We start from the raw sequence: 13,912 nt of genomic DNA, 5'->3' as shown, positions 1-13,912 counted from the left end.
TCGTTATATTTTTGTAACTTTATAGTTGAATATCAATAACTTACAATTAATATAGCGATGATTACCAAAGACAAAATTACCGAAATCTTTTGTATTGCAGATGACTTTTGCAAAGAATTTGAGTCAGAAATTGATAAAATAGGGCTTCCCAATGATTCCAAGTGCAAGCATCGCCGCCGTAAATGGCGTATGAGTAAGTCAGAAATCATAACCATAATGATCTGTTTCCATTTTAATTCTTATCGTAACTTTCAACATTATTATATGTTCTTTGTAAAGGAGCATCTTGCAGATATGTTTCCTCATCTGTTATCCTATAATCGTTTTTTGGAGCTTGAAGCTAGAGTATCGGTAGAAATGATGATGTTCTTGCAAATATGTTGTTTTGGCAGATGTATTGGTATTAGCTTTATTGACTCTACCTGTATTCCAGTCTGCCATAATAAACGTATTTACCGCAATAAGGTTTTTAGGGATTATGCTACCAGAGGCAAAAGCACAATGGGTTGGTATTTTGGATTTAAACTGCACCTTATATGTAATGAACGAGGGGAAATTCTCAACTTTATGCTTACCAAAGCCAATGTAGACGATAGAAATGAAAATATCTTTAATAGGCTGACTGACAATGTATTTGGAAAGTTATTTGCCGATAAAGGATACATCTCTAAAGGACTATTTGAAAAATTATTCAATGATGGCATTAACTTGGTAACAGGTATAAGAAGTAATATGAAAAATAAGTTAATCCCAATATATGATAGACTGCTTTTAAGAAAAAGATCTGTAATTGAAACCATTAATGACGAACTGAAGAATGTAGCTCAATTGGTCCACTCTAGACATAGAAGTGTCCTTAATTTTGCTATGAATGTATTATCAGCAATGGCTGCATATAGCTTCTTTGAAAAGAAACCTGAAGTCAATTTAGATTTCTGCATAGAACAACACAACGGTCAACTTTCTTTGTTCTAAAGAAACAGTTTGTATTTTGATAAAAAAGATTAGCCTCAATCTAAGACGATTGAGGCTAAATGGGTTTTAGGATAAATAAATTAGAGTAATAAAAAGAAACTTATCCCGAGTTCAGGTGAATAGCCTTCCGTCAGTTACCGTATCCTGCCTCTTCGTTACCATTCGGAGAATAGACTAACGATTTGGTAACGGAACTTCTGCATAAATCCGCGCTTTCTGCACTTTTACCACCTATGCAAACCATAGAGATATACTGCAAATCACCCTCATTTCCATTTACTTACCTCTCATCCTCTCTCTAATGCTCTTTCCGCTTATAGTTCCTAAGTAATCATTAAAAAGCTCTTAAGCTTTTTTCTGTCTATTCTTGCTCTTGTGAAACTTTATTACTATCTTTACTGTTGGTTGTCCATGACAGCCTCCTTTGTGGGTCTTATGGTCTCGAACTCACGTAAGGCTAACAATGCAGACCAACTTTGTATATACTATGGCAAACAAGCCTTTACAATTTATCCTGACTGAGCGCAAGCTCAATGTGGGCAAGGCGGGTGAGAAAACCGTACAGATTGCCCAGCCTACGGGACGACACCGTGTGGATTTCCGCAACTTCTGCGAACGGGTGGCTAAGTCTACTACTTTCAATCCACAGGAAGTGGCGGCAGTTCTTAATCTTGCTACTGAAACGGCACGCGACATTGTGGCTAATGGCGACATCGTGGACTTTGGTGACCTCGGTACGTTGAAGCCATCTTTCAAGAGTAAAGCCGTTGAAGTTGGCACACCTTTCCGCACAGGTGCATATTGAAAAGCCTGTGGTGCGACTGGTGGCATCAAACAAGTATTTTACGCTGACCGATGTTACTTATGAGCAGGTAGCGAAGAAGGAGGCTAAGAAGAAGGAAGGGAATGGCAACGGGAAAAAGGAACCTGAGTCTGAGGCTCATCCGTAAAGCGTGCTAATGCTTCTTGGAAAGAAATTACAAACTTTGTGAGTAAAAAGAGAGGCTGCTCTAGCAAGTTGATTGCTGGAGCAGCCTTTTTCTGTTTAACTTCAAAAGTTGCGCACCCATGCCCATAGATGGGTCTAAACATCGTCTTACCTGCAGATTTGTGGAAGCAAGTGCGTCTGAGATAGCAGAAACGATGCGAGTATCGGTATAGAAGGAGGTCAGCACACTTGCCTTGATGCTTTCCCAGTACCGCTTGGCAGTGTTGGCATCTACGGCTTCACGATAAATCATCTGTTTGAGCTGCTGTGTCGGCTCAAAGAGATTCTGCTCTGACTTGCTCCAATAGCGTATGTCATCGGGATTGTCCGTGCGGTTGAGTACACATTTCAAGCCACCGAAGCCCTGATAGTTTCGTAAGATACTTTTCTCAGCTTCGGTGGCTTCGCGGCGTTCTTTTTCTAATCGTAAGACCACACGGATAGCTTCCGTGTTGGCTTGCAGGACTGATTTTTTATTGTATGTCATAGTGTTTTCTTTTAATAAAGTGGAGGTAAAAAGGTCGGCAGGTAATACTTATATCTCTCGACCTATATCTGTTCCTCTCTGTTTCTGTCGGGATTATCTCCCTTTTTGTTTTCCTTTATTGTTCTCAAATTCAAAGGAAGTGGCGTAGTCTTCACCCAGAACAAGTCGGGCATTGAATTTCTTGCCAGCCTTGCTGGTCAGTCCTTTAGGGATAGGCGTACGACCAGAACTTATCAAGTCACGGATGTTATCTTCAGAGAGAAGTATGCCGCAGACTTCACGAAACACGTGAAAACCATAGGTTTCATGCCTGCACTTGGCTACCTTGGCATAAATGCCGACACTCTGCTGTCCGCATTTTGGGCAGCGGTATACAGGATAGGACTTCTGCTCTGAAGAAAGCGAGAGGAGTTCCTTGCAGATTGTTTCCACGTATGAGTTAATGCCTTGCGCGAACTTCTCCGCCGGCATCTGACCTGCCTCGATAGCGGCAAGAGCCAGTTCCCAACTGCCAGTCATCTCCGCATTGGCAATCTTCTTGTCCTTGACAATCTCATAGACTGCCAAGCCTTTTTCGGTAGGTATGATAGCTTTCTTATTCCTGCGGATATAGTCACGGAGAATAAGCGTTTCGATAATGTTGGCACGGGTTGCAGGTGTGCCGATACCGCACTCTGCCATCGCCTTCTTGCTTTCTGCATCTTCGACATCTTTCCCAGCGTTCTCCATTGCAGAGAGCAGAGTTGCTTCTGTGTAGAGTGGTTTCGGCTTGGTCTTATGCTCGGTAATCTCTGCATTGAGAAGTGACAGGACTTCACCTTCCGTTAAGCTGGGCAGGGCGGATAAGGTCTGTTCCTCGTTTTCCTTTCCATTTTCATTTTGAGTGTCAGCGCCTTGCTGCACGTCTTTCCAACCCAAAGAGATTTGTCGGCACGCCTTCCAAGTAAAGGTATTGGTGCCGTCCGTGAACTTCACCTGCATACGTTCTTCCTCTGAGTCGGGAGAGAAAGCCTCTAAAAAGCGAGTTACTATCATTTGATAGATGGTCGCCTCGTCCACCGACAAGCCCGAAGGGGTTTCTCCTGTGGGGATAATAGCGTGGTGGTCGGTAACTTTGGCATTGTCCACAGAATAGCGGTTAAGCGGATTGGATAGCGCCTTGTCTATCTTGCGAAGCAGGGCGGGTACTTCCTCAAAGACATCCTCACTGATGTATCGGCTGCCTGTGCGGGGATAGGTCGTGATTTTCTTCTCATAGAGGCTTTGGGCAATCGAAAGGGTCTTGTCTGCAGAAAAGCCGTGGCGTCTGTTGGCTTCCTTCTGCAAGGCAGTAAGGTCGTACAAGAGTGGTGGCGACGTATGTCCCGCCTTTCTTGCGACCGACTCTACTTTAAGCCGGCTCTGACTGCGGAGCGTAGCGAGAGCAGTCTGTGCCGCTGCTTCACTCTCATAGTCTTTACTGCCAATGGCTTTCAGTGACATGCCCTCTTTCTCTACTTCTACGGAGAGTTTCCAATAAGGCACGGAAGAAAAATCACGATTCTCTATGTACCGGCGGCAGACCATAGCAAGGGTTGGGGTCTGTACCCGTCCCAAGGAATAGCCTCCCTTGCGGGCAATGGAAAGCGCACGGCTTGCATTGATACCCACGAGCCAGTCGGCTTCGCTTCTTGCCTTGGCGGAATAATAGAGATTATCGTAACAGTTTCCAGGTTTGAGATTGGAAAGTCCCTCACGAATGGCTTTATCGGTGAGGGAGGAAATCCACAAGCGGTCGAAAGGCTTATGGCAGTTTAAGTGTTGGTAGATATATCTGAAGATGAGCTCACCCTCTCGCCCTGCATCGGTGGCGACGATGATGCGGTCTGCCTTATCAAAACAGGAGCGTATCACCTTTAACTGCTTCAATGCCACAGGGTCGTCGTGATACTCTTTGTCTTTGCGTACTTGTCGTACCACTAACTGAAAGGGATTAGGACGGATGGGTAAGTCCTCACGCTTATAAGCGGAAAAGCCGTATGCTTCGGGCATGGCAAGGGCAATGAGGTGTCCCATTGCCCAAGTAACAAGATACCCGTTACCTTCCAAGCATCCGTCCTGCTTGCTATTTGCCCCTACGATGCGGGCAATATCTCTGGCTACCGAGGGTTTCTCGGCGATAATGCAAGTTGTCATAGTGTGATTTGATTTTAAGGTTACATCTTACGTCCACGGGACTTCTTCTGCTTGTTCTCGTCCTGCTTTTGCTTTTGGGCGGCAGTGGGCTGTGTCTGACCAGTCTTTAGCGGTTCGTTCACATGTTTGGTGGCTTCATTCGTCTTGCCGTGGTTGTTCACGGCTACCTGTGTTTTGTGTTCTTCGGCTACGGCAACCACCTTTTCTTTGCCGGTTTCCTGCTTCTTGTCAGGATTCCACTTGTAAAAACGTGGTCTATTCTGTTCCTTATCCATGCGAACGTATGCGTTGAAAGGTTGTCCCTGCTTGTCCACCATATTCTTTAGATATAGTGTGCGACCGCTATCCAAGGCTTCACGCTGTTTTTCTGATAACTCTAAGCCGCAGAGCTTATGAGGTACACCTTGCTGCTGTGTCTGCTGCTGGCGTTCCTTAAATCCACGATTATTGTCAAAGATGAACTCAATGCCTTTCTTCTCGGCATTGACCTGCAGGGTGGCATTGAATATCTTACCACTCTTGGCAGTCATGCCTTCCACCTTCACGGCTTTGCCTTCCACGAGGTCCTTGTACTGGGCATCGGAAAGTGTCACGCCTTTGATTTCCTTGGGGATGTTCACACGGTCGGCACGCAGGGCTATGATTTCATTCGTTTGCGGATCGATGGAAACGTAGGCGGCAAACGGTTCTCCGTTCTTTGGGGTTACCTCGATGGTCTTGCCGAGATTACCGGTAGTGAGGAGTTGCTCCTTTTCTTCGGGAGAGAACTTGTAACCCATATAGGGAAAGTCGAGCTGTGGCTCTTTTCTCAGAGGATGAATAGCCAAACCGATATTACCGCTATCGTCCGTGCGAAACGCTAGACGTGCTTCAGTGTAGATGGTGGTGTCGCCGATAGGAACAGCAATTGTGATGAGATTGCTCTTCTGCCAATTGAGCATCTTTTCCAATTCTCCACTCTGCTCCAATCGCTCACGGGTAAGCCCGAGAGTGTCGAGCTGCTTCCAATCAATCTTCGACTCGTCAATGGCGGTGGCGTTCTTCTGCTTGGGCAGGAAGTCGTCAAAGCGCACCTGACTGTCTGCCAACTGCTGCTTATTCTCAGGCTTCTCACGGTTCTGCAGCATGGTATGGAGGGATGCCACACTTTGCTCCACGTTGTTAGCCACTACCTTGTAGAGTCCAAAACGGGACGGCTCATTAAACTGCTTGAGGAAATTGGTCATGAAGTTCTTCAGCAAGCCGTCTTTGTTGTTGAACTTCAAGAAGGCTGCCTGATGCACATCTTTGGCTTCCGTTGTTTGGAGTTTGCCCTTGTCATCAATGCCAGAGACTACTGAGAGCTTTCCTGCATCATTCTCGTTCTTCACTTCCGTGCGGTCTTCCAATACCAGCACATAATTGTCATTGCTGTTTGATTCCATTTTTCTAAATTTTAATATGGTGAATACTGTAATCAAGCAGCTAAATTATAGGTATATGAAGAGATTGAAAAACTTTTGGGAAAAGCGGGAAATACAGGGAAAAAACAAGAAGCCATCATCCGAATCTGTATGGAAAGCGGATAATGGCATGTTATAAATAAATATGAACGTTTCCGGTAGAGGAACTTATTTATTTATTTCCTCCTTTTTCGAATATTCTTTTTCTATCAATAAATTGATGAGAAATTTCTGCAAGTCTTGGTCAGTGGGTACATTGAGTTTCTTGCGGATGTGGTTACGCGTCACGTCAACGTTGTTTTCGGTTTTGTCAAGTAGCAGGCCGATTTCGCTCCGCTTCTTTCCTGCGAGGATAAGGCGGCACACATCCGTTTCTGATTTAGTCAGACAGGGAAAGTGGTGCCCCAGATTGCAGTCATCCATCAAGTGTTTTTTCAGATGCAGGCGCACGGCGTTGATAAGGTTGCGTTGCGATTTCGGTTTGAGCATGGAAAACAGGTGGTCTGTGTCCTCGGGTGAAGGGTGGCCGTTGCCGCTCATGCGCAGATAGGCCTCTATCTCCTGCCTGTTCAGCCTGACGGCGTGCATCAGTGCCGTCTCACGGTGATGTAGGTCGGTATTCTCCTTCGACACGCTCATCACATTGTGTCGCAGCAGTTCGCCCAGCGCACAGAGGAAAAACTGCACGAAGAGGAAGAAACCGAACAGGCGCCAAAGCGAAGGCTCTTGAAGATAGGCAGCCACACAACCGTAGCTAACCACACTGATAGCAGAGACGATAAAGGGGGTGAGCCGGACAAAGCTCAACACAAGGAAGAAGACGGCCAGCAGCGACGTTACCTGATTGATGAGGATGAGCTGCAGAAAATGGTCGGGACGCACGGTGGCGAAATAAAAGAAGCGTACGGCAATGGTACACTGCGCCACGAGCACCGTGAGTGAAAAAGCCTTGGAAAGTGTCAGCCACTGCGTGAGGTAGAGCAACAGCGAAAGAAGGCATGCCGCAAGGTGTATGCCGCTCATGGAAAGCGGCAGCCAGTCGTGCGAGCCACCCAGCCTCATGAACTGCAAGGAGATGACGGAAACAACGAGAAGGGAGTGGAGCAAATACACGATGACCCGGTGCCGCTCAATGGTGTTTGTAGTGCGCGACCGTAGGAATGCCGATACCTTTTCTGTGAGAGAATGAATGATCATTGTTGCCGTTTTTACTTTTTATAACGACTGCAAAGATACGTTTTTATTTTCTCTTTCCCAAACTTTTTATTAAGTGTTTTTAAGGGGATATTAAGGCTTTTAAGGGGCGGAAAAACCTTTAAAATGCTCTTTTCTGTCATAATCCTTAAAATAACAATTCGCTTTATGTTATTTTTGCATCATCTTTTGCTGCTCTCGCAAAGATTTTTCTTGTGGAATTGCTCAGAAGAGCACCATTAGGCATGCGAAATTCAGCAGAAAGGAATGCGAAATGAGAAAATGAGAACGTAGAAATATATTTAATTCATAATTAGCAAAAAGAGTTATTCATAAAGAAAATGAGATTATGGCAAATGAAAAACAACAGGCATCATTCAGAGAATCAGGCTCAGCACCTGCCTCTTCGTCCTGATACTGGTGGCACGGCAGGGATAGAAAACAGCTCAACAGAGCAGTCGTTGCTACTACCTGCGGGATATACTTTAGGGGGAGGAAGGACAAGAAACCTGTTATGTCTATGAAGCTGTAAAACTGAATATATATCGGAAATGAAACATTTTATCACATTACTGTTTGTCATTACACTCTCCACAGGAGAAATGTATGCTGCCACTCCGTCAGACTCCATCCGCAAAGAGATGAAGCACCTCAAAGGAGAAAAACTTTTGCGGGCCTACAATAATCTTTGCCGATTGGCAGCCGCCGAAGATAACATGGGCTATGAATTACGTTGCATCCGCGAATATCTTGCCGAAGCCCTGCGCCAAAAAGACAAGGAGGCGGAAGCCCAGGCACGCGTCACCCAGTTGTATTGCTATTACAACTACGAGATGACCGACAGCATAAAACACTATTTGCCCGAAGTCCTCAGTGCTATGAAAAAGAACGGCACATGGGATTATTACTACAATGCGTGGAACGTGCTCATTGAGAGTTATCTCTACGAAGACAAGGTGCAGACCGCATTGTTTGAAGCGCAAAAGATGTATGCCGATGCGCGAAGAAGAAAGAGCAACTATGGCTTGGGCACTTCCACCTATGGCTTGGCATGTATCTACCAGACCATGGGACGCTTCGCGGAGGCCGAGAAGACCATCGAGGAGAGCATCGCCGCCCTCACGAAGGTCGATGACGTCTCACAATTGCTCTCTGCCTACAACGTCTTGGGCGAAACGCTCGACGGACAGCACAAATACGAGAAGCTGAGGGCGATCTGTGCGGCGTGGAAAGCGGTCATCGACAAATACAAGAAGGAAGCCCTGCGAAAAGGCTACACACCCTCGCTCAACGGACGCTATCTCTACTGCACGCTGGCAACAGCCGTCGCTGAATTGGAAACAGGCCATTACGACCGCGCCAAGGGATTGCTGCAGCTCGCCGATAAATATGCCGAAGGGCGTAAAGCCGTCGCCCGATTCAAGCTTCTGCAAGTGAAAGCCCGCTACTATGCAGCCATCAAGCAGTACGACCGCGCGATTGCCTGCAACAACGAGAACATGGACATCATGACTGCCGCCGGCGACTCCGTCAGCCTGCTTACCGTGCAGATGCAGCAGGCCGACCTCTACACCGAGGCCGGACGATACAAGGAAGCCGCAGAATTGTACAGAGTCATCATCCCACACAAAGACAAACTGCGCAACACCGAGCTTGCCAAGCAGCTCGACGAACTGCGCACCATCTTCGAGGTTGACAAGCTCACACTCCGGAACGAGGTCATCACAACACGACTCTATCTCTCACTCATCATCGTGGCATTGCTGCTTGCCACCGTCGTACTTTACATCATCTACACCCGCCGCTTGCGCCGTAAAAACAGGGCGTTGTACGACTCCATTCTATTATACCGCAAGGCGGAAAGCGACATGGAGACCGCGGCAAGGCTCGTTCCCGAGGAAGAACTCGACCGTGAAGGAAAAATCTATCGCCAGCTGTGCGAGCTGATGCAGAAAGAGAAAGTCTATAAAGACACGGAGTTGAACCGCGACATTCTCTCAAAGCGGATTGGAACAAATGCCGTCTATATCACCAATGCCGTGCGCAAGTATGCCGATGGAGCCACAGTCAACGAATTTATCAACGGCTACCGGTTGCGACATGCGGCATCGCTGCTCACCAACAATCCCGACTTGAACATCAACGAAGTGGAATATAGGTCAGGATTCAATTCACGAGCCACATTTAACCGTTGTTTCCGGGCTTTCTTCGGGATGTCGCCTTCAGAATACAAAGCTGTTTCCAAAGAAAAAAAGAAAGCGCAAAAGGGCTCATCCGAAGAGAGGGCATAGGTGTTCCGGACATTTATAAATCGTCAATTCTTAGTGAATTACAAATATGATACAAGTTTTTTCAAATATGAAACGCCCTGTTGGGCTTCGTAGAATAATTTTGCAACAGAATCAACAAATAGCAAAGATGAAAAAGAACTGTTGGGTATATATTTTAAGAAATGAAAGCGGAGAATTCATCATTGGCTTTTCACTTGAGATGGATAAAAAGTTCACCGAAATCGCCACGCGAAAGGAAAAGCTGTATTATCTCCGTCCGTTTGAAGAGCCGTTCGACGGCTTGGCGCACAAGCATCTTTTGGATTCCCTTTCCCAAGAAACAATCAGCCTTCTCGTACAACGTAATCGGGAGCGGACAGAAATATACAAGGAAGTCTTCCGGAAAACGTAGTAACTACGCCACGCCCCCCGATAACCAAAAGAATATTTAATTTTTCAAATTCAATTTAATATGAAAACAAAAAACATTATTTATCGGCTCAGCCTTTTGTTCGTCGTCTTTGCGATGACGACATCGGCGTGGGCGAAGAGCGACGCCAAAGACGCGAAAGCGCCGCCCTTCTTTAGAACAATCAAAATCTATTCTGAGTCAGACTGGAAACATTTATGCAAGCGCGTGGAAGACGGAGAGAGTGACCTTGAGGTCTTTCTAATGAGAGACATCAGCCTCAGCGACCCACCGTTGGTAGGTGAACATCGTCCCTTCATCGGTAATTTCCACGGCAACGGACATACGATTAGGTTTAACCATGGTATTCCAATAGGTTGGCGTATTGCCCTCTTCAAAAGTGTGCAGAACGCCACGATTGAGAACCTGAACGTCAAAGCGAGCATCTGGGCGAGTTCTTACAAATTGTCGGGCTTGGTTTGCGATGCCGCCGGCAGGACTACCATTTCAAACTGCGTCATCGATGCTGACATCAAGTGTGCTTATGAAGGTGGGGCAAGCGAGATAGCAGGAATGGTGACGTATGTATTGCCAAACGCCAATGTGACGATAAACGACTGCATCGTCAAGGGAAAGTTTAACGCCACGACAAGTGCGGGGCAGAGCGGGATGAGCGGATTTGTTCACACCATGAAAGGCAGCTGCACGCTGAACAACTGCCTTTACTTCGGCGAGAACAACGCCACCGCCGGAAATACCTTTGCGCCCAGTGGCACAACCCTCAACAACTGCTACTTTACAAGAACTTGCGGCACGACGCAGGGCATGATGACTGTCGACTTGCAACTCGAGAGCGGCTACTTGACGTATCTCTTGCAAAAGGGAAGAAGCAACATGGTGTGGGGACAGAAGCTCGGCACCGACAGCGAACCGATGCTCACCACCGACGAGTCGAAGCGCATCTGCAAGGTGGCGTTCACCTACAACGGCAGCGAGTCGGCCACGCGGTATGCGAATAAAGGCGGCACCGTGGCCAGCCTGCCCATCTTTATTGTAAAAAACCTCGTGGGCCTGGGCTACAACGAGCACCATTATTACGCCATCGCCTTTGCCGACAATTTCTCAACCGCTACCATCGTGACAGCCGACATGCAGGTGGCTTTCAGCTTCACCGAAAAAGACCACTACGAAATCACATCGGCAGCCGACTGGAAAACGTTTTGCGACGCCGTAAACGACGGACAGAACAAGATCGACGCCAAGCTCATGCGCAACGTCGACCTCGGCTCGGAAATCAACATGGTGGGAAATGATTCGAAAGAGTACGGCGGCACGTTCGACGGGCAGAACCACACGCTCACGCTCAACTGGAATGCCACCACCAACGACATCGCCCCCTTCAGGTTTCTGAGGGGCGCAACGATCAAGAATCTGCGCACCGAGGGGACAATCAAATCGAGCAGTTACTTCCTGGGAGGACTGATTAGCGAGGCGTATGGCAAAAACAGCGTCTCGAACTGCATCAGCAATGTGAACATCACGAGCACCTATACTGACAACAGATGCGGGGCAGGAGGATTGATTTCCTATATAGGCAGCAAGAGCAGCGTCAACATCACCGACTGCCTCGTCAAGGGCACAATCAACGGCACCGGTGCAGGCCGGAAAGGAATGAGCGGCTTCGTGTTTGTGCAGAACGGCACCTGCACGCTGAACAACTGCCTCTACCTCGGCGAGAACAATGCAGACAACAGCGACAACAGGCCTCACACCTTCGCCTACAACGCCACTATCAACAACTGCTACTACCTCAACGCCTGCGGCTCAACGCAAGGAACGCAGATTTCCGACGCACAGCTCAAGAGCGGCGAGGTGGCTTATAAGCTGCAAGCCCGCAGAAACAACATGGTGTGGGGACAGGATCTCAATAAGGACACCGAGCCCCTGCTCACCGCCGACGGCGCGAAGCGGGTCTGCAAGGTGGAGTTTACCTACAACAACCAGGTAAAAGCCACGCGCTACGCCACCCACGGCAAGGCCATCTACGGCTCCATGCCTACCTTTACACCAAAGGACCTCCTTGGCAGCGACTACAACGAGCACCATTATTACTCCGGAATCGCCTTTGAGGACGGCTTCAACGGCTCAACCACCGTCAACACCGACCGGACCGTGGCACTAACCTTCAACAAAAAAGACTACTACGAAATCGCATCAAAGGAGAACTGGAAAGAGTTCTGCGACCTCGTCAACGGCGGACAGAACGCCGTAGACGCCAAGATGACGCGCAACATCGATCTCGGCTCGGAAATAAACATGGTGGCCTATGACACCAAATACTCCGGCACATTCGACGGGCAGAACCACACGCTAAAGCTCGACTGGAGCAACACGAACGGCTTATTAGCCCCCTTCTTCAAGGTGGAGAACGCCATCATACGCAACCTGCGCACCGAAGGCAATATCAAGTCGAGCTATCCTAATTTGTCAGGATTGATACTTACTGTCTCGGGCAAGACCACCATCACAAACTGCGTCAGCGATGTAAACATCACGAGCAGCCAAAAAAGTGGTTCATGCGCCATGGCGGGCATGGCTCTATCTATAATATACGGTGCCGTTGTTACCTTCACCGACTGCATCGTCAAGGGAAAGTACAACACCATGCTCAAAGACGGTTCTATATCCGTGAGCGGGTTCGTATCTGATCATAGCGGCACCAGCACCTTTAACAACTGCATCTACCTCGGAGATAACGTCCCCGGCGGCTATACCTTTGCGGCGTACACTTACTTAGGCCCCACCCTCAACAACTGCTACTACCTCAACGCCTGCGGCATAGCGCAGGGCACGAAGATAACCGCCGAGCAGCTCAAGAACGGCGAGGTGACAAAGAAGCTACAGAACAACCGCACCGACAAGTGCTACTGGGCACAGCAGTTGGGTGAAATGCCCGACTTCTACAACGCAGCCGACAAGAGCAAGGCGAACTACGTGTATTACGACGCGGCAAAGAAAGGCTGGACGTGTGACGACTTCCGCCTCACCGACGGCACGGCAATGCCCATCGGGCTCGACTTCACTGCCGCCACCGTTACCTACGAGCGCAACTTCAATGGCGCGCAGAAAGCCACGCTGTGTTTGCCTTACGACTTGTATGCTCAGGGCTTCAAGGCCTACACCCTCTCGGGAGGCAACAAAAACGAAGTCCATTTCAAGGAAGTGGACGACAAGCTCACGGCATACACGCCGTATTACATCACGGCTAACGGTATGCCACAGCTCGGCGGCAGAAACATCAAGGTGAAAGCCTACAAGGCCGACAAGATGACGACCCCCGCCGCAGGTTACAAATTCACGGGTACGGTAGCCGGCGTGAGCAACGCCACCGCTGCTGCCGCAAACGCCTACATCCTGCAGGACGACAGCAAGTTCCACAAGGTAACGACGACCAATTCCGCCGCCACCATTCCTGCTTATCGTGCCTACATCATCTGTCCACCGCAGGCGTCAGGTGCCAAGCAGCTCTCTGTCGTCCTCGACGGCGAGACCACCGGCATCGGCAGCACGACGAACGAGGCGACCGACGGAAAGAACGGTCCGGTGTATGACCTGCAAGGCCGCCGCGTGGCCGATCGCCTCGATGACGCACGCCACCGGCTGCCCGCAGGCATCTACATCGTAGGAGGACGGAAGGTTGTTGTGAAATAATGTCTCTCTTCTTATCGGGGGGGCGCTCGCCCACAGGCGGTGTGCTCCCCCGATACCCCGCAACCCTATATATATAATAAGGTGAAAACGACAAACGCCAACATCAAGCGCTACAAGGAGCAGGTGATGACGCGCGGCAAGAAAAAGGACGACGACCGACCCGAGAAGTACGGCGGCGACAACACGACGACCGCCCGCACGGCCGACACGCTTACGGCAGCGGACGAGAATTCATAAAACAAAACTTTTACCAAAATAATA

9 protein-coding genes and 1 pseudogene are annotated in these 13,912 nt (G+C 48.5%); 6 read left to right on the top strand and 4 right to left on the bottom strand.

Annotation, left to right across the window (positions count from 1 at the left end; all coding sequences use genetic code 11):
* The first annotated feature begins 57 nt into the window (after window positions 1-57).
* Together RDV52_RS00215 and RDV52_RS00210 are read left to right on the top strand one after the other, a co-directional pair.
* Complete coding sequence (locus RDV52_RS00215) at window positions 58-975, top strand: IS982 family transposase (protein WP_004367389.1); 918 nt, start codon at window positions 58-60, stop codon at window positions 973-975.
* A gap of 487 nt (window positions 976-1,462) precedes the next feature.
* Window positions 1,463-1,925, top strand: a pseudogene (locus RDV52_RS00210) (HU family DNA-binding protein).
* A 60-nt stretch (window positions 1,926-1,985) separates the two neighbouring features.
* On the opposite strand, the gene RDV52_RS00205 reads toward RDV52_RS00210, so the two are convergent.
* From RDV52_RS00205 to RDV52_RS00190, 4 genes are all read right to left on the bottom strand, one after another.
* Complete coding sequence (locus tag RDV52_RS00205) at window positions 1,986-2,450, bottom strand: hypothetical protein (protein WP_004367386.1); 465 nt, start codon at window positions 2,448-2,450, stop codon at window positions 1,986-1,988.
* A gap of 93 nt (window positions 2,451-2,543) precedes the next feature.
* Window positions 2,544-4,625, bottom strand: a complete 2,082-nt coding sequence (locus RDV52_RS00200; RefSeq protein ID WP_115098622.1) for a type IA DNA topoisomerase — start codon at window positions 4,623-4,625, stop codon at window positions 2,544-2,546.
* A gap of 20 nt (window positions 4,626-4,645) precedes the next feature.
* A complete protein-coding gene (locus RDV52_RS00195) occupies window positions 4,646-6,049 on the bottom strand; it encodes a DUF4099 domain-containing protein (protein ID WP_004367876.1) in 1,404 nt (467 codons plus the stop codon).
* 186 nt (window positions 6,050-6,235) lie between these two features.
* The gene (locus RDV52_RS00190) at window positions 6,236-7,264 is read right to left on the bottom strand and encodes a helix-turn-helix transcriptional regulator (protein ID WP_040557391.1); all 1,029 of its coding nucleotides are present in this window, start codon (window positions 7,262-7,264) and stop codon (window positions 6,236-6,238) included.
* Window positions 7,265-7,812: 548 nt separating this feature from the next.
* Between RDV52_RS00190 and RDV52_RS00185 the strand changes: the two genes are divergently transcribed.
* From RDV52_RS00185 to RDV52_RS00170, 4 genes are all read left to right on the top strand, one after another.
* Window positions 7,813-9,552 (top strand): helix-turn-helix domain-containing protein, encoded by a 1,740-nt coding sequence (locus RDV52_RS00185; protein ID WP_115098621.1) that lies wholly within the window; start codon window positions 7,813-7,815, stop codon window positions 9,550-9,552.
* Window positions 9,553-9,679: 127 nt separating this feature from the next.
* A complete protein-coding gene (locus RDV52_RS00180) occupies window positions 9,680-9,943 on the top strand; it encodes a hypothetical protein (protein ID WP_040557277.1) in 264 nt (87 codons plus the stop codon).
* A 60-nt stretch (window positions 9,944-10,003) separates the two neighbouring features.
* Window positions 10,004-13,651, top strand: coding sequence for a hypothetical protein (locus tag RDV52_RS00175; protein WP_004367382.1), 3,648 nt, complete (start codon window positions 10,004-10,006; stop codon window positions 13,649-13,651).
* Between the two features lie 81 nt (window positions 13,652-13,732).
* Entirely contained in the window at window positions 13,733-13,888 is a 156-nt protein-coding gene (locus tag RDV52_RS00170; RefSeq protein WP_004367381.1) for a hypothetical protein, read from the top strand.
* The last annotated feature ends 24 nt before the right edge of the window (window positions 13,889-13,912 follow it).

This window comes from Prevotella nigrescens, assembly GCF_031191185.1.
Classification (GTDB): Bacteria; Bacteroidota; Bacteroidia; order Bacteroidales; family Bacteroidaceae; genus Prevotella; species Prevotella nigrescens.
Note: the sequence above shows the minus strand (reverse complement) of the source record. Positions and strands in the feature narration are given on the sequence as shown.

What these genes read in the sequence shown, in the direction of transcription:
- RDV52_RS00180 (WP_040557277.1), top strand. Translation starts at nt 9,680, where the DNA reads ATGAAAAAGAACTGTTGGGTATATATTTTAAGAAATGAAAGCGGAGAA.
- RDV52_RS00185 (WP_115098621.1), top strand. Translation starts at nt 7,813, where the DNA reads ATGAAACATTTTATCACATTACTGTTTGTCATTACACTCTCCACAGGA.
- RDV52_RS00195 (WP_004367876.1), bottom strand. Translation starts at nt 6,049, where the DNA reads ATGGAATCAAACAGCAATGACAATTATGTGCTGGTATTGGAAGACCGC.
- RDV52_RS00215 (WP_004367389.1), top strand. Translation starts at nt 58, where the DNA reads ATGATTACCAAAGACAAAATTACCGAAATCTTTTGTATTGCAGATGAC.
- RDV52_RS00200 (WP_115098622.1), bottom strand. Translation starts at nt 4,625, where the DNA reads ATGACAACTTGCATTATCGCCGAGAAACCCTCGGTAGCCAGAGATATT.
- RDV52_RS00190 (WP_040557391.1), bottom strand. Translation starts at nt 7,264, where the DNA reads ATGATCATTCATTCTCTCACAGAAAAGGTATCGGCATTCCTACGGTCG.
- RDV52_RS00175 (WP_004367382.1), top strand. Translation starts at nt 10,004, where the DNA reads ATGAAAACAAAAAACATTATTTATCGGCTCAGCCTTTTGTTCGTCGTC.
- RDV52_RS00205 (WP_004367386.1), bottom strand. Translation starts at nt 2,450, where the DNA reads ATGACATACAATAAAAAATCAGTCCTGCAAGCCAACACGGAAGCTATC.